Below are 15,145 nucleotides of genomic sequence, written 5' to 3' on the forward strand. Positions count from 1 at the left end.
CCGGGTGTCCAATACGCCGGTGAGAGCACAGGGCAAGGGGGCTGTACGGGTGAGCGGGTCGCGAAATTCCGCTGTGGGCGAACACGAGCCTGCCAAGGGGAGAAAGGTAGCGAAAAGCGCAAAAGCCAACCCCGAGTCCCGGCTCGCGCTCGTCCGGAGGGCGCGCAGAATCAATCGCGAGCTGGCCGATCTCTACCCGTACGCCCATCCCGAGCTGGATTTCGAGAACCCCTTCCAGCTCCTCGTCGCGACCGTGCTCTCCGCCCAGACGACCGATCTCCGGGTCAATCAGACGACCCCGGATCTTTTCGCCGTCTACCCCGCACCCGAGGACATGGCGGCGGCGAATCCCGAGGAGCTGGAGCAGATCATCCGGCCCACCGGCTTCTTCCGCGCCAAGACGAAGTCGCTGATCGGCCTCTCCACCGCCCTGCGGGACAACTTCGGCGGTGAGGTGCCCGGGCGGCTGAAGGACCTGGTCACCCTGCCCGGCGTGGGCCGCAAGACGGCGAATGTGGTGCTGGGCAACGCCTTCGGGGTCCCGGGCCTGACCGTGGACACCCACTTCGGCCGACTCGTACGCCGCTGGAAATGGACCGAGCAGGAGGACCCGGACAAGGTCGAGGCCGAGATCGCCTCGCTCTTCCCCAAGAGCGACTGGACGATGCTCTCGCACCGGATCATCTTCCACGGCCGCCGCGTCTGCCACTCCCGAAAACCGGCCTGCGGCGCCTGCCCCATCGCCCCGCTCTGCCCCGCGTACGGCGAGGGCGAGACCGACCCGGAGAAGGCGAAGAAGCTGCTGAAGTACGAGCTGGGCGGAGCGCCGGGACAGCGGCTGAAGCCCCCGGCCGACTATCCCGGCAAGCCCGCCCTGCCGCTGGGGGCCGCATGAGCCGTCCCCAGGAGACCTTCGGAGCGTCACCCGGGACCTCCGGAGCCTTCGACGGCGAGATCACCGTCAGCGCCGACGGGCTTCCCGCGTGGCTGGACCCGGTGGTGCGCGCGGCCGAGACCGTCGAGCCGGAGCAGCTCAGCCGTTTTCTGCCGCCCGACTCCGGTGGCCGCCCCTCCGCGGTCCTCATCCTGTTCGGCGACGGCGGCGGCGACGGCGGCGGGACCGACGACGGGGAAACCGGCAGCGCAGTCACCGACGAGATGGGTGCCCACAACGCCGGCCCCCACAACGCCGGCCCCCACAGCGTCGGCCCCCACAGCGCCGCCACCCATGAGGTCGGCCCCCACAGCGCCGGCACGACCCCTGCCCGCCCCGGCGCCGCCGATACGTCCGCAGTGCCCGGCCCTGCCACAGCTCCTGTCCGCTCCGACCCTGCCGGTCCGAGCGCGACGAACGGTCACCGCCCCGAGTTGCTCCTCATGGAGCGCGCCGGAACCCTCCGGTCGCACGCCGGCCAGCCGTCCTTCCCCGGCGGCGCCCTCGACCCGGAGGACGGCGATCCCCGGACCGTAGGACCGCTGCGCGCCGCGCTCCGCGAGGCGTGGGAGGAGACCGGCCTGGACCCCTCGGGCGTCCAGATCTTCGGCGCCCTGCCCCGGCTCTACATTCCGGTGAGCGGCTTCGTCGTCACCCCCGTGCTGGGCTGGTGGCGGGCGCCGTCCCCCGTGGCCCCGGTCGATCCGGCCGAAACGGCCCGGGTGTTCACGGTGCCAGTGGCGGAACTCACGGACCCGGCCAACCGCGCGGTCACCACCCACCCGAGCGGCTACCAGGGCCCCGCGTTCCTCGTCCGGGATGCCCTGGTCTGGGGTTTCACGGCCGGTGTGATCGACCGCCTTCTGCATTTCGCCGGCTGGGAACGCCCCTGGGACCGCAGTAAGCACGTCCCTCTCGACTGGAGCGCATGAGACGGTATCTCGGTGAACGTGCTGGACATCCTTCTGTTGCTCGCCGCTGTGTGGTTCGCCATCGTCGGTTACCGGCAAGGCTTCGTGGTCGGCATCCTGTCGGTGATCGGATTCATCGGCGGCGGTCTGGTTGCCGTCTATCTGCTGCCCGTGATCTGGGATCAGGTCACGGACGAGGCGACTCCGGGTACGGGAGCGGCCGTCGCGGCGGTCGTCGTGGTCATCGTCTGCGCCTCGGTCGGCCAGGCGTTCACCACACACCTGGGCAACAAGCTTCGCCGGCACATCACTTGGTCACCGGCCCGCGCGCTCGACGCGACGGGCGGCGCGGTGGTCAACGTCGTCGCGATGCTGCTCGTGGCCTGGCTCATCGGATCGGCTCTGGCCGGCACGTCGTTGCCCACGCTCGGCAAGGAAGTCCGCAACTCCAAGATCCTGCTGGGCGTATCGCAGGTGATCCCGGGGGAGGCCAACACCTGGTTCGCGGACTTCAGCTCCGCCCTCGCCCAGAACGGTTTCCCGCAGGTCTTCAGCCCGTTCTCCAACGAGCCCATCACCTCGGTCGCTCCGCCCGATCCCAAGCTGGCGACCAGCCCGGTCGCCACCCGCGCCCAGCGCAGCATCGTGAAGGTCCTCGGCACGGCCCGTAGCTGCGGCAAGGTCCTGGAGGGCACCGGATTCGTCTTCTCGCCGAACCGCGTCATGACCAACGCGCATGTGGTCGGCGGAGTCGACGAGCCGACCGTGCAGATCGGCGGCGAGGGCAAGCTCTACGACGCCCGCGTCGTGCTCTACGACTGGGAGCGCGACATCGCCGTCCTCGACGTCCCCGGTCTCCGGGCCCCGGCCCTGCAGTTCACCCAGCGCGACGCCGGCACGGGCGACAGCGCGATCGTCGCCGGATTCCCGGAGAACGGCGCGTTCGACGTCCGTGCGGCCCGGATCCGGGGGCGCATCGACGCCAGCGGCCCGGACATCTACCACCGTGGCACGGTCAGCCGCGATGTGTACTCCCTCTACGCCACGGTCCGGCAGGGCAACTCCGGCGGACCGCTGCTGACTCCGGACGGCCAGGTGTACGGAGTGGTCTTCGCCAAGTCGCTCGACGACGCGAACACCGGGTACGCCCTGACCGCCGACGAGGTGCGCGAGGACATCGTCAAGGGCCGTACGGCCAAGCGCCAGGTGGACAGCGAGGGGTGCGCGCTGTAGACGGCCCTGCCGGGCCGGTGCCGTGCCCGGAGCGAGGGTGCGCGGACTTCGGGGGCGGGGGCGGCGCCGTCGGACCGGTGGCCGTTACGGACCGGCCGGAGACCGAGCGGGCCGCCGCCTCACCTCCGCGTCAGCCGCGTGGATGGCGCAGCCGCGCCGACACCCAGCGGGCGCGGCGACGGAGAATGCGCGGAATGCCTAGCTGAAGGTCGGAAACCCGGCCGGGTCGTCCCGCGACGATCACCCCCTTGGGGGCGGTGCGCGCGGCGGAGGCGCGTCGGCTGCGAACTGCTGTGTCCCGGGGAGAAGCCCCCGTACTCCCTGCGTCATGGGAGTCGTGCGTCCAACCCATACCGGGAAGCGTGCCCGTGACGGAGGGTCGGTAACCGCCCCTCGCGCCGCCAATCGGCCTATGCGCGCGGCAATTGGCGTTCGTAGGAAGGGTGTACGACGCCGGCGCCCCGGGGCTGTCCGGAAACAGCCCCGCGGACGCGAGGTGAGCCCGCGATGCGAGCCGCGATGTGAGCGGCCGTCAGCGGTCCGGCTCGGGGTCCTTCAGCCAGTTGACGAGCTCGGCGGAGAAGGCGACGGGGTCCTCCTCGTGGGGAAAGTGCCCCAGCCCGTCGAACAACCGCCAGCGGTACGGCGCCTCGACGTACTGCCCGGACCCCGCGGCGCTCCGTGTACGCATCACCGGGTCGAGCGACCCGTGCAGATGAAGCGTCGGCACGCGTACGGGCCGTTTCATCCGCCGGTTGAACTGGATCCCGTCCGGCCGTGCCAGCGACCGGACCATCCACCGGTACGGCTCGATCGAGCAGTGCGCCGTCGACGGGATGCTCATGGCCCGCCGGTACACGTCCAGGGCCTCCGACTCGGGCGGGCGGGGGCCGGACCAGTCCTGGATGAGCTGCCCGACCAGCGCCGAGCCGTCCGCCGTCAGCCGCCGCTCCGGGATCCATGGCCGCTGGAAGCCCCAGACGTGGCTGCCCGCTGCCGACTGCCGGGCATCGGCGAGCATGGCCGAACGCCAGCGCCGCGGATGCGGCATCGAGCAGACCGCGAGCCGCCGGACGAGCTTCGGCCGCATCGTCGCCGCCGTCCAGGCCAAGTAACCGCCCAGGTCGTGGCCGACGAGCGCGGCGTCCGGCTCGCCGAGGGACCGGATCACCCCGGTCACGTCGAGGGCGAGGTTCGCCGGGTCGTAGCCCCGCGGGGTGCGGTCGCTGCCGCCCACCCCGCGCAGATCCATGGCCACCGCGCGGAAGCCCGCGTCGGCGAGCGCGGTGAGCTGGTGGCGCCAGGTCCACCAGAACTGCGGGAAGCCGTGCAGCAGCAGCACCAACGGGCCGTCGCCGGCCTCGGCGATATGGAAGCGGGCGCCGTTGGCGGCCACGTTCCGATGGGTCCAGGGGCCGTCGAGCCGTGCGACCGAGGCTGGTGTTCCGGGGACCGTCATACGGACGAGCGTGTCACAGTCACGTCGGCGGGGAGGGCGCCGTCCGCCGGACGGGGGTGCGGCCGTACGTGCTGCAGCACCGCGGCCGTCTCCTTCGCCGAGGCGATCGACTTCTCCGGCTTCTTCACCTTCTTGAACTTGGCGACGGCGAACAGCCCGAGCACCGCCGCGACGAGCAGATACGCCGCGCCCACGATCAGGAAGGACCAGGCCAGCCCGAGGCCCAGGTTGTGGATGCCGTACGCGGCGGCGAAGCTCAGCACCGGCAGGGCGAACAGCGCCAGGGTCCCGGCCGCCGTGATCGCTCCTCCGCCGATGCCCGCGCGCTTGACGTCCTGGCGGATCTCGGCCTTGGCCAGGGCGATCTCGTCGTGCACCAGGGCGGACAGATCGGCTGTCGCCGCGGCCACCAGCCGGCCGAGGCTGCGGTCGCCGTCCTGCTCGACTGCGCTCATCGCTGTATCCCTCTTCTCTTCTCCGCTGCTTCCATTGCTTCCGTACGCGGGGCCGCTCAACTCCTTCGAGCGTGCCGGCCGGCCGGTTGCCCTCCAGATCATGCCGGACCGGCGTCGTTCGTGCCTCGGGCGGCGGCCGCTTCGGCAAGCCGCCGGTGTTCCGCGGCCTTCGCCTCGTGGATGGCGGCCATTCGCAGGTGGTACTCCGGATCGTCCATCTCGTAGATGTCGGGGATGCCGTCGTGGTCCTCGTCGCGCTCCTCGTCCTCGTACAGCTTGCGGTACTTGACGTTGCGCAGCTTGAGCAGCACGGTCGCGAGCAGCGCCGCGACGAGTGAGCCGACGAGCACGGCCGCCTTGACCTCGTCGGCGAGGACGGGGTCGTCGGTGAACGCGAGGTCGCCGATGAGGAGCGCGACCGTGAAGCCGATGCCGGCGAGCGAGGCGACGGCGAAGACGTCGGCCCACTCCAGGTCCTCGTTCAACTCGGCGCGGGTGAAGCGCGCGGCGAGCCAGGAGCCGCCGAAGACACCGATGGTCTTGCCGGCGACGAGGCCGAGGACGACGCCCAGCGGCACCGGTGTGGTGAACACGTCCGCGAGAGCTTCCCCGGAGAGTGTCACCCCGGCCGCGAAGAGGGCGAACAGCGGTACCGCGATGCCTGCCGAGAGAGGCCGTACGAGGTGCTCGATGTGTTCCGCGGGCGACTGCTTCTCGCCCTCGCGGACCGTGCAGCGCAGGATCAGGCCCATCGCGACACCGGCGACGGTCGCGTGCACCCCGCCGGCGTGCATCAGCGCCCAGACGACGAGGGCCAGCGGCACGTAGACGTACCAGCCCCGCACGCCCCTGCGATGGAGGAACCAGAAGAGGACCAGCCCGGCGACCGAGAGGACCAGTGGCAGGACGTGGATGTCCGTGGTGAAGAAGATCGCGATGATGAGGATCGCGAACAGGTCGTCGACGACGGCGAGGGTGAGCAGGAAGGCACGCAGGGCGGACGGCAGGGAGGTGCCGATGACCGCGAGCACGGCGAGCGCGAACGCGATGTCCGTGGCGGTCGGTACGGCCCAGCCGCCCAAGTCCCCGCCGCCGGCCGCGTTCACGGCCGCGTAGACCAGCGCCGGGGCGACCATGCCGCACACCGCAGCGACGACGGGGAGAGCCGCGGCCTTCGGATCGCGCAGCTCACCGGCGACCAGCTCGCGCTTGAGCTCGATACCGGCGACGAAGAAGAAGACGGTCAGCAGCCCGTCCTGCGCCCAGGACTCGACCGAGAGGTGGAGGTGGAGCGCTTCGGGGCCGAACCGGAAGTCCCGGATGTCCTCGTACACATGGCTGAGGGGGGTGTTCGCCAGGATCAGGGCCGCGACGGCGGCGGTCAGGAGGAGGACGCCGCCCACGGTCTCGGCCCGCAACGCGTCCGCCACAAACATCCGCTCGGGGAGCGTGAGACGTCCGAGGAACTTACGGGACTGGGGCGAGGCCACGGGGTTCATCCTCCGGTCGGGGACGGTCAAGGCCCTCGGGCCGGGACACAGCTCGAGCACCTGCCGACCAGACTTCCCGGCACACCCTGTTTTCTTGTCGCAACTCTGACGCGACTGCCGCTCAGCTTAGCCGGAACGGATGAGGGGCGCCCCGCCGGAAGCGGAGCGCCCCTCGATCCGTACGACCGTCGCCGGCCCGTCAGTCCTCGCTGGCAGCGGACGGGAGCTTGCTCTGGATCAGCTCCATCACGGAGGAGTCCGTGAGCGTGGTGACATCCCCGAGCGTGCGGTTCTCGGCCACATCGCGCAGCAGGCGCCGCATGATCTTGCCCGAGCGGGTCTTGGGCAGTTCGGCCACCGGCAGGATCCGCTTGGGCTTGGCGATCGGGCCGAGCGCCTTGGCGACGTGGGACCGCAGCTCCTCGGCCAGGCCCTCGTCCTCCGACGCGGTTCCTCGCAGGATCACGAAGGCGACGATCGCCTGGGTGGTCTGCGGGTCGGTCGCCCCGACGACAGCGGCCTCGGCGACCTTGGGGTGCGAGACGAGCGCCGACTCGACCTCGGTGGTCGAGATGTTGTGGCCGGAGACCAGCATGACGTCGTCGACCCGGCCGAGCAGCCAGATGTCGCCGTCGTCGTCCTTCTTGGCCCCGTCGCCCGCGAAGTAGCGGCCCTCGAACCGGGACCAGTACGTGTCCTTGTACCGCTCGTCGTCGCCCCAGATGGTGCGGAGCATCGACGGCCACGGCTCGGTCAGGACCAGGTAGCCACCGCCGCCGTTGGGCACCTCATGGGCCTCGTCGTCGATGACGGTCGCGGCGATGCCGGGCAGCGGGACCTGGGCCGAGCCCGGCTTGGTGTCGGTGACACCGGGCAGCGGGCTGATCATGATGCTGCCGGTCTCGGTCTGCCACCACGTGTCGACGACGGGCGTCCTGTCGCCGCCGATGTTCTTGCGGTACCAGATCCAGGCCTCGGGGTTGATCGGCTCGCCCACCGACCCCAGCACGCGGAGGCTGCCGAGATCGAACTTGGCCGGGATGTCGTCGCCCCACTTCATGCAGGCGCGAATGGCGGTGGGGGCGGTGTAGAGGATCGTGACGCCGTACTTCTGCACGATCTCCCACCAGCGGCCCTGGTGCGGGGTGTCCGGGGTGCCCTCGTAGAGGACCTGGGTCGCGCCGTTGGAGAGGGGCCCGTAGACGATGTACGAGTGGCCGGTCACCCAGCCGACGTCGGCGGTGCACCAGTAGACGTCCGACTCGGGCTTGAGGTCGAAGACGGCGTGGTGGGTGAAGGAGGTCTGGGTGAGGTAGCCGCCGGTGGTGTGCAGGATGCCCTTCGGCTTCCCGGTCGTGCCGGAGGTGTAGAGGATGAACAGCGGGTGCTCGGCGTCGAACGCCTCGGGCGTGTGCTGCTCGGGCTGGCGGTCCACCGCCTCGTGCCACCACACGTCGCGGCCCTCGGTCCAGTCCACGTCCTGGCCCGTGCGGCGTACGACGAGAACGCTGCGGACGTTCTCCGTGCCGGGCCGGGTGAGTGCCTCGTCCACGGCGGGCTTGAGCGCGGAGGGCTTGCCGCGGCGGTGGCCGCCGTCCGCGGTGATGACGACACGGGCGTCGGCGTCCTGGATGCGGGTGGCGAGCGCGTCCGCGGAGAAGCCGCCGAAGACGACGGAGTGCGGGGCACCGATACGGGCGCAGGCCAGCATCGCCACGACCGCCTCGGGGATCATGGGCAGATAGATGGCGACCCGGTCACCGGCCCGGACACCCAGCTCGGTGAGGGCGCCCGCGGCCCGGGAGACCTCGCGCTGGAGTTCCGCGTACGTGATGGTGCGGGTGTCGCCCGGCTCGCCCTCGAAGTGGATGGCGACCCGGTCCCCGAGGCCGTTCTCCACATGCCGGTCGACGCAGTTGTACGCGACGTTGAGCTTGCCGTCGGCGAACCATTTGGCGAAGGGCGGGTTGGTCCAGTCGACGGTCTCGGTGGGCTCTGTGGCCCAGGTCAGCCGGCGCGCCTGCTCGGCCCAGAAGCTCAGTCGATCAGCCTTGGCCCGTTCATACGCCTCCGCGGTGACATTCGCTGCGGAGGCGAGACCGGCGGGCGGGGCGAACCGTCGCTCCTCCTTCAAAAGGTTGGCCAGGCTCTCGTTGCTCACGGCATCTCCCAATCCCAGGGTGACTTGTTCCCACGCCATAGCTCATCAGTCAGTCGGCCAGGTGACAAGGGTTTCCGGTTCAATTGGTTTAGACCTGTCGAAGATCCTGGTGAGTGACGGGTGCGGCGGTTCGGGTCACACCGGATGCGGCTCTTCCGTGAGCTCGGGCGGGTTGGCGGCGACGGGCGCGAAGACCTCGGCGTTCTCGTCGAGCAGATAGGCCTGGGCCTCGCCCACGTGGAAGTACATCCCGTGCAGCTCGAGGGAGCCGTCGGCCAGCCGGTGCGCCACCGACTCGTGCGCGGCCAGGTGGTGGAGCTGCTGCACGACATTGGCCAGACACAGCTCCTCGACCCGGTCGGTCGCCTCCCTGCCCGCGATCCGCGGACTCGCTGCCCCTTGTCTGCCCGTCATCCGCTCCAGACTGGGCAGGCCGTGACGCAGCCAGCGCCCCAGCGATGTCCTGCGGTCGTCCGGCATCGCGCCCAGGAGCGCCTTCATGGCTCCGCAGCCGGAGTGTCCGCACACCGTGATGCTGCGGACCTCCAGGACGTCGACCGCGAACTCGATGGCGGCCGCCACCGAGTCGTCGCCGCCCTCCACCACCACGGCCGTGCCCGTCCTTCCGCCCCCGGCCGCCGCGGATCCGAGGGGCGGGGGCACCAGATTCCCGACATTGCGCACCGTGAAGAGGTCGCCCGGACCACTGGAGGTGATCATGCTGGTGACCAGCCGGGAGTCCGCGCACGTCAGAAAGAGCTGCGACGGGCTCTGACCCTCCCGCGCCAGGCGGGCGAGGTCCTCACGGACGAACGGCGCGGTGTTTCTCTGGAAGGCACTGAGCCCGCTGGCGAGTTGACGGTTTCCCTCACGATCTCCGCTGCCCCCGAACCCGGTCGCGGGCGGCTGTGTGCAGGCGTGGTTGCGCCAGGGCGTCCAGGGGCGGCAGCTGTGCACCGCCGCGGACGCCGGCTCGGCGATCCTGCGCCCCCGGCCGGTGATCTCGACCGCGCCCCCGTGCGCGGCGTGCGCGTCCTGCCAGCCCTGCAGCGTCTCGTACGCCGCGTGGTCCATGAACGAGCCGTGCAGCTCGACCACCACGCGCGCCCCGTCCGGCAGCTGGCCCAGGATCCGGCTGAGCCGCGGCACCGCCAGGAACGTCAACTGCCCCCGCACCAGCACCCGGTACGCGCCGCCGTTCTGCTCCTCCACGGCGATACGGGTGTGTGCCAGCCGGTGCAACGCGACCCCCACCGAGACGGCGACGCCCACCGCGACGCCTTCCAGGACGCCGAGCAGCACGACGGCCGCCACCGTCGCCGCGTACACCAGGACCTCGCGGTGGCGCCGGACGCTGCGGATGTGCGTCAGGTTGACCATCTGCACGCCCACCACCATGACCAGCGCGGCGAGCACGGCCAGCGGGATCAGCTCCAGCACACTCACCAGCAGCCCCGCGGCCAGCAGCACCCAGACGCCGTGCATCACGGACGAGGCGCGGCTGACCGCACCGGCCGCCACATTCGCGGTACTGCGGACGGCGACACCGGTGACGGGCAGGCCTCCCAGGAGGCCCGACACGACATTCGCCGCGCCCTGGCCCCGCAACTCCCGGTCAAGATTGGCGCGTGGCACGCGCACGTCCGGGGCGCCCTTCCGGGCCGCCGTCATCTTGTCGACGGCCACGGCGGACAGCAGTGACTCCACGCTCGCCACCAGGGTGATGGTGAGAACCGCGGCGATCATCCCCAGTACGGGACCCTGCGGCGTCTCGGGCAGCGCATGGCTGCGCCAGGAGGGCAGCTCGACCTGCGGCAGGTGCAGACCCGCCAGCACGGAGCACGCCGTCGCCAGCGCCACGGCCACCAGGGCTGCCGGTGCCTTGCGGAGGGCGCGGCCCGGCTTCCCGGGCAGCCGCGGCCAGAGCAGCAGCGTCGCCACGGTGAGAACGCTGACCGACAGCGCCGCAGGATGCGGGTTCGCCAACTGACCGGGGAGAGCGATGGCGTTGGCGACCGCCGAGCTCTGCGGGCTGTCCCCGAGCACGACATGGAGCTGGGCGAGCGCGATCGTCGCCCCGATGCCGGCCAGCATGCCGTGCACGATGGCCGGGCTGACCGCCAGCGCCGACCTGGCCACCCGCACCCATCCCAGGGCGACTTGGGCGACGCCGGCGACCACGGTGAGCGCGCATGTGGTGCGCCAGCCGTACAGATGGATCAGGTCCGCGGTGATCAGGGTGAGCCCGGCGGCCGGACCGCTGACCTGCAGCGGTGCGCCGCCCAGCAGCCCCGCCACGATCCCGCCGACCGCTGCAGCGACCAGGCCGGCCTGGAGCGGCGCCCCGGTGGCAAGGGCGATGCCGAGCGAGAGCGGCAGCGCGATGAGAAAGACGGTGATCGAGGCCGAGAGGTCGGCGGGGTGGACCGGGAAGCGGCCACCGGGTCGGCGGGCGCCCGAACCGGATGCTGAACTCCGTTGCGAAAAGCCGGAGTTCGGCTCGGTCGGGGGGGACTCCTGCGACCGCGCGGAACGGTGCGCGGGACTGGGGCCGTCGAGGGGCGTGGGCGAGCAGGCAGACATGGTTCCCGTCTCCTCCGGGGCGGCGCGGTCGCGATCAGGCGGCCGTGGGTCACGGCATGCAGCGGCGGGATGGCAATCCTCAACACTCGGTAAAAGAATCGTAACGCAAGGTAAAGGCCAAAGATGTCCATTGGGGGCAAACTGCCATGTAGTTACGTCAATAGAGTGAATATGTATGTTCTTCAGCCTGTCGTACAAATCCTCCGTCTCGGTCATGCCACGGTGTGTCGCGGTGATGTCCGCACGCGCGAGGAGGAGAGGTGCTATGGCAGCCCCGAAGAAGGTGCTCCTGGGTGTCGCCACGTCGGCGATCGCCCTGGCGGTCAGCAGTTGCTCCGGCGGTGTCGTCACGAAGCGGGACCGGAGTGACGAGCAGAAACGTTTCTCCGTACCCAAAGGGGCGGCCGCCTCAAAGGTCCGGCTGATCGGTGACGGGTCCACGGCGGACACGGGGCGCCAGCCGCTCCAGCCCGCGGTCAGCAAACTCCGCCCCGGTGAACGGCCGCCGCAATTCGTGGTGTTCTCCTGGGACGGCGCGGGCGAGGACAGCCAGAGGCTGTTCTCGCACTTCCGCGAGATCGGCAAGAAGTACGACGCCCGCATGACGTACTTCCTCAGCGGCGTCTACGTCCTGCCGCACGAGAAGCGCGAGCTCTACGCCCCGCCGAAGCACGATCGCGGCGCATCCGACATCGGCTTCAACGACGTCAAGGGAATCCACGACACCCTGGAACAGGTCCGCCTCGCCTGGCTCGAGGGCAACGAGATCGGCACCCACTTCAACGGCCACTTCTGCGGCCCCAACGGTGGCGTCGGCACCTGGTCGCCCGCGGAGTGGAGGAGCGAGATCGAGCAGGCGGAGCAGTTCGTGAAGCGCTGGAGGACCAACACCGGCCTGAAGCGGCAGGCGCCCCTTCCCTTCGACTACAGCAAGGAACTGGTCGGCGGCCGCGCACCCTGCCTCGAGGGCCAGAAGAACCTGATCCCCGCGGCCAAGAAGATGGGTTTCCGCTACGACGCCAGCTCGTCCGGCGGCCGGCAGGTCTGGCCCAACAAGATCAACGGCCTCTGGGACTTCCCGCTGCAGGAAGTTCCCATGCCGGGGCGCAGGTTCGAGACGCTGTCGATGGACTACAACTTCCTCGCCAACCAGTCGGGTACGACCAAGGGCGAGCCCTCACGTCACACGATGTGGGGCAAGCAGATGCGCGACGGGCTCATGGCCGCCTTCGGACGGGCCTACAACGGCAACCGCGCCCCGCTGTTCATCGGCAACCACTTCGAGTCCTGGAACGGCGGCACCTACATGCGCGCCGTGGAGGACACCATCAAGCGTGTGTGCCGCAGGGACGGCGTGCGCTGTGTGACCTTCAAGCAGCTCAGCGACTGGATGGACGCACAGGACCCCGCCGTGCTGGCCCGGTTGCGCTCGCTCGATGTCGGCAAGGACCCCGCGGAGGGGTGGGAGAGCTTCATGTCCGATCGGCCCGTTGCCCCCGCGGGCGCGACGTCGTCCGTCACCGACGGGTCCCCGGCCAAGGCGTCCGGCAAGGGCCCGACGCCCAAGGCCAAGTCGTCGTCGCGACGCCCGTCCGACCGGGCCGTCCCGCTGGAGGAGCGGGCCGCCGCCAGGAGCGGGCAGGCGGAGAAGAACGGGACTCCGTCCGGGAAGCACCAGTCCGCCAAGGCGAAGACATCGGCGCAGAAGGTGCCGGCCAAGTCCCGTTCGGCGAAGTCCCGTTCGGCGATCAAGTGGCTGCCGGTCGAAGCCCAGGCGGTCGCGGTCCGCGCCGCCGGGACCCGTCCGGCCAAGGATGCCCCGGCCCGGAAGTCCCGGCCGTCGGTCAAGCGGGCTGAGGAGCGGGACTAGACGCCGGCCGACGGTCGGCGGCGAGGCTCTCGTTCAACGTGAAGGCGGGGTCGACCTGGGCGGCCAGGTCGGCACCCGTCTTCGCGTTGCCCCAGCTCTCCGCGTTCTTCAGATGGAAGTGGACCATCTGACGGGTGTAGCGCTCCCAGTCCCGCCGCTCGTACGACGCGTCGGCCGCCTCGTACAGGGCCCGGAGTGCCGCGCGGTTGGCGGGTTCGAGCGTGTCGAAGCGCGGCGGGCGGCCCTTCTCCATCGCGCGCACCCAGTCGGAGTGCCCGAACGTGACGAGGAGGTCCTCGCCCACCTCCTCCCGGAGGAAGTCGACGTCGTCGGGCCCTTGCACCTTGTTGCCGACGACGTGCAGCGAGACGCCGAAGTCCCGGGCGTACTCCTTGTACTGGCGGTAGACGGCGACGCCCTTGCGGGTCGGCTCGGCCACCAGGAAGGTCGTGTCGAATCGGGTGAACATCCCGGAGGCGAAGGAGTCGGAGCCGGCGGTCATGTCGACGACGACGTACTCGCCCCGGCCGTCCACCAGGTGGTTCAGGCAGAGTTCGACCGCCCCGACCTTCGAGTGGTAGCAGGCGACGCCGAGGTCGGACTCGGTGAAGGGACCGGTCGCCATCAGGCGTACGTCCGCGTCGCCTTCGAGGTCCAAGGGGCGTGCGCAGGCGGCGTGGACGGGGTTGTCCTCGTGGAGCCGCAGCAGACGGGAGCCCTCGCCCGGCGGGGTCGTCTTGATCATGGTGTCGGCGGACGCGATCCGTGGGTTCGTGCCGCGCAGGTAGTCCTTGATCAACGGCAGCCGGGCGCCCATGGCGGGCAGTTTCGCCGCCTCGTCCTCATCGAGGCCGAGGGCGGGACCGAGGTGCTGGTTGATGTCCGCGTCCACGGCCATGACCGGAATTCCGGACGCGGCGAGCTGGCGGATGAACAGTGAGGACAGCGTCGTCTTGCCGCTGCCGCCCTTCCCTACGAAAGCGATCTTCATGTTCACCTAGCCTAGGGCGCCCGCCGCTCGCGGTACGTGATCTCCGTGAGGAAGACCACTCCTTCGAGGGGTGGGTCCGCAGGATGCGTAGGCTCCTGCCCATGGGTACGAATGCCGATCCCCTCGCCGCTCTCGCCCGACTTCCGGGCGTGGCCGACTCCGTGGACTCCGTGCGCAAGGCCGTCGACCGGGTCTACGGCCACCGGGTGATGCGCCGCCGCGGCAACGAGATCACCTCGGAGGCGGCGCTGCGCGGAGCGCGCGGTTCGGCGGCGCTGTCGGGCGCCGACTGGGATCTAGAAGAGGTGCGCCGCCGCAGCGACTTCAGTGGCGAGGGCGAGTCGAGGACGGTCGGGGCGGCGCTGCGGCTGACGGCCGAGTCCGGCCAGTTGCTCGGCGTCTGGCGCCAGTCCCCGGTGCGGGCGCTGGCCCGGCTGCACCTGGTGGCGGCGGGCGGCGCCGCGCCGGACGAGACCGTGGGCCGTCCGCGGCAGGCGGGCGAGCAGGCCGCCGAACCCCTCGTGACGCTGCCGCTTCCGGACGCCGACGAGGTGGCCGGCCGGCTGGAGGGGCTGGCGGACCTGCTGCTCGCCGGGACCGAGGCGCCGGCGCTCGTCACGGCCGCGGTGGTGCACGGCGAACTGCTGGCGCTGCGGCCGTTCGCGTCGTCCAACGGATTGGTGGCGCGGGCCGCGGAGCGGATCGTCCTCGTCGGCAGCGGACTGGACCCCAAGTCGATCTGCCCGGCGGAGGTGGGGCACGCGGAGCTGGGCGCCGAGGCGTACGTCACGGCGCTCGAGGGCTACGCCTCCGGTACGCCGGAGGGGATGGCGCGGTGGATCACGCACTGCGGTCGCGCGGTGGAGCTGGGCGTCAGGGAAAGCACGGCGGTGTGCGAGGCGTTGCAGCGCGGCGCTGCCTGAGCCGGGGAGCCGGGGAGCCGGGGCAGTGCGCAGGGCGCGACGGGAGCGGCTGGTTGTGCCGGTGATGGCCCCGGCGGCACCGGAATCAGTGATTCCTGAAACAGAGTTGCGGCGGTACCAATTGGTACCGCCGCT

The 15,145-nt window shown here is 70.8% G+C and carries 11 protein-coding genes and 1 pseudogene; 5 read left to right on the forward strand and 7 right to left on the reverse strand.

Annotated features, from left to right (window positions below; translation table 11 throughout):
- The first annotated feature begins 73 nt into the window (after nucleotides 1-73).
- The 3 genes from nth to ACGFNH_RS25370 are packed head-to-tail and all read left to right on the forward strand — an operon-like array spanning nucleotide 74 to nucleotide 3,078.
- Nucleotides 74-895: an endonuclease III gene (nth, locus tag ACGFNH_RS25360; RefSeq protein WP_393657352.1), complete on the forward strand. Its 822-nt coding sequence runs from the start codon at nucleotides 74-76 to the stop codon at nucleotides 893-895.
- Nucleotides 892-1,866 (forward strand): NUDIX hydrolase, encoded by a 975-nt coding sequence (locus tag ACGFNH_RS25365; protein WP_393657354.1) that lies wholly within the window; start codon nucleotides 892-894, stop codon nucleotides 1,864-1,866. Before nth ends, ACGFNH_RS25365 begins: the two co-directional genes overlap by 4 nt.
- Nucleotides 1,867-1,878: 12 nt before the next feature.
- On the forward strand, nucleotides 1,879-3,078 hold the full coding sequence (locus ACGFNH_RS25370) for a MarP family serine protease (protein WP_393657356.1): 1,200 nt from the start codon (nucleotides 1,879-1,881) through the stop codon (nucleotides 3,076-3,078).
- A 130-nt stretch (nucleotides 3,079-3,208) separates the two neighbouring features.
- Here the strand turns inward: ACGFNH_RS25370 and ACGFNH_RS25375 are convergent, their stop codons facing one another.
- The 6 genes from ACGFNH_RS25375 to ACGFNH_RS25400 form a co-directional block, all read right to left on the reverse strand.
- Complete coding sequence (locus ACGFNH_RS25375; RefSeq protein ID WP_393657358.1) at nucleotides 3,209-3,430, reverse strand: hypothetical protein; 222 nt, start codon at nucleotides 3,428-3,430, stop codon at nucleotides 3,209-3,211.
- Between the two features lie 180 nt (nucleotides 3,431-3,610).
- Nucleotides 3,611-4,537 (reverse strand): alpha/beta fold hydrolase, encoded by a 927-nt coding sequence (locus ACGFNH_RS25380; protein ID WP_393657359.1) that lies wholly within the window; start codon nucleotides 4,535-4,537, stop codon nucleotides 3,611-3,613.
- Nucleotides 4,534-4,992 carry a phage holin family protein gene (locus ACGFNH_RS25385; protein WP_393657361.1) on the reverse strand — a complete coding sequence of 153 codons (459 nt, stop codon included), beginning with the start codon at nucleotides 4,990-4,992 and terminating at the stop codon, nucleotides 4,534-4,536. The genes ACGFNH_RS25380 and ACGFNH_RS25385 overlap by 4 nt, the downstream gene beginning before the upstream one ends.
- A 98-nt stretch (nucleotides 4,993-5,090) precedes the next feature.
- Nucleotides 5,091-6,491 carry a Na+/H+ antiporter NhaA gene (gene nhaA, locus ACGFNH_RS25390; RefSeq protein WP_393657363.1) on the reverse strand — a complete coding sequence of 467 codons (1,401 nt, stop codon included), beginning with the start codon at nucleotides 6,489-6,491 and terminating at the stop codon, nucleotides 5,091-5,093.
- A 190-nt stretch (nucleotides 6,492-6,681) separates the two neighbouring features.
- Nucleotides 6,682-8,643, reverse strand: a complete 1,962-nt coding sequence (gene acs, locus ACGFNH_RS25395; RefSeq protein WP_393657365.1) for an acetate--CoA ligase — start codon at nucleotides 8,641-8,643, stop codon at nucleotides 6,682-6,684.
- A 135-nt stretch (nucleotides 8,644-8,778) separates the two neighbouring features.
- The gene (locus tag ACGFNH_RS25400; RefSeq protein WP_393657367.1) at nucleotides 8,779-11,226 is read right to left on the reverse strand and encodes a SulP family inorganic anion transporter; all 2,448 of its coding nucleotides are present in this window, start codon (nucleotides 11,224-11,226) and stop codon (nucleotides 8,779-8,781) included.
- A gap of 235 nt (nucleotides 11,227-11,461) precedes the next feature.
- On the opposite strand from ACGFNH_RS25400, the pseudogene ACGFNH_RS25405 reads away from it, so the two are divergent.
- Nucleotides 11,462-12,733 (forward strand): annotated as a pseudogene (locus ACGFNH_RS25405) (hypothetical protein); the annotation flags it as partial.
- 337 nt (nucleotides 12,734-13,070) lie between these two features.
- On the opposite strand, the gene ACGFNH_RS25410 reads toward ACGFNH_RS25405, so the two are convergent.
- Nucleotides 13,071-14,087: an ATP-binding protein gene (locus tag ACGFNH_RS25410; RefSeq protein ID WP_393657369.1), complete on the reverse strand. Its 1,017-nt coding sequence runs from the start codon at nucleotides 14,085-14,087 to the stop codon at nucleotides 13,071-13,073.
- Between the two features lie 101 nt (nucleotides 14,088-14,188).
- On the opposite strand from ACGFNH_RS25410, the gene ACGFNH_RS25415 reads away from it, so the two are divergent.
- Nucleotides 14,189-15,010: an oxidoreductase gene (locus tag ACGFNH_RS25415; RefSeq protein ID WP_393657371.1), complete on the forward strand. Its 822-nt coding sequence runs from the start codon at nucleotides 14,189-14,191 to the stop codon at nucleotides 15,008-15,010.
- Nucleotides 15,011-15,145: the final 135 nt, after the last annotated feature.

It is taken from the genome of Streptomyces sp. NPDC048639, assembly GCF_043199075.1.
Lineage (GTDB): Bacteria > Actinomycetota > Actinomycetes > Streptomycetales > Streptomycetaceae > Streptomyces.

Coding starts and splice junctions, on each gene's coding strand:
- ACGFNH_RS25385 (WP_393657361.1), bottom strand. CDS start 4,992: ATGAGCGCAGTCGAGCAGGACGGCGACCGCAGCCTCGGCCGGCTGGTG.
- ACGFNH_RS25415 (WP_393657371.1), top strand. CDS start 14,189: ATGGGTACGAATGCCGATCCCCTCGCCGCTCTCGCCCGACTTCCGGGC.
- ACGFNH_RS25400 (WP_393657367.1), bottom strand. CDS start 11,226: ATGTCTGCCTGCTCGCCCACGCCCCTCGACGGCCCCAGTCCCGCGCAC.
- ACGFNH_RS25365 (WP_393657354.1), top strand. CDS start 892: ATGAGCCGTCCCCAGGAGACCTTCGGAGCGTCACCCGGGACCTCCGGA.
- ACGFNH_RS25410 (WP_393657369.1), bottom strand. CDS start 14,087: ATGAAGATCGCTTTCGTAGGGAAGGGCGGCAGCGGCAAGACGACGCTG.
- ACGFNH_RS25375 (WP_393657358.1), bottom strand. CDS start 3,430: ATGGGTTGGACGCACGACTCCCATGACGCAGGGAGTACGGGGGCTTCT.
- nhaA (WP_393657363.1), bottom strand. CDS start 6,491: ATGAACCCCGTGGCCTCGCCCCAGTCCCGTAAGTTCCTCGGACGTCTC.
- ACGFNH_RS25380 (WP_393657359.1), bottom strand. CDS start 4,537: ATGACGGTCCCCGGAACACCAGCCTCGGTCGCACGGCTCGACGGCCCC.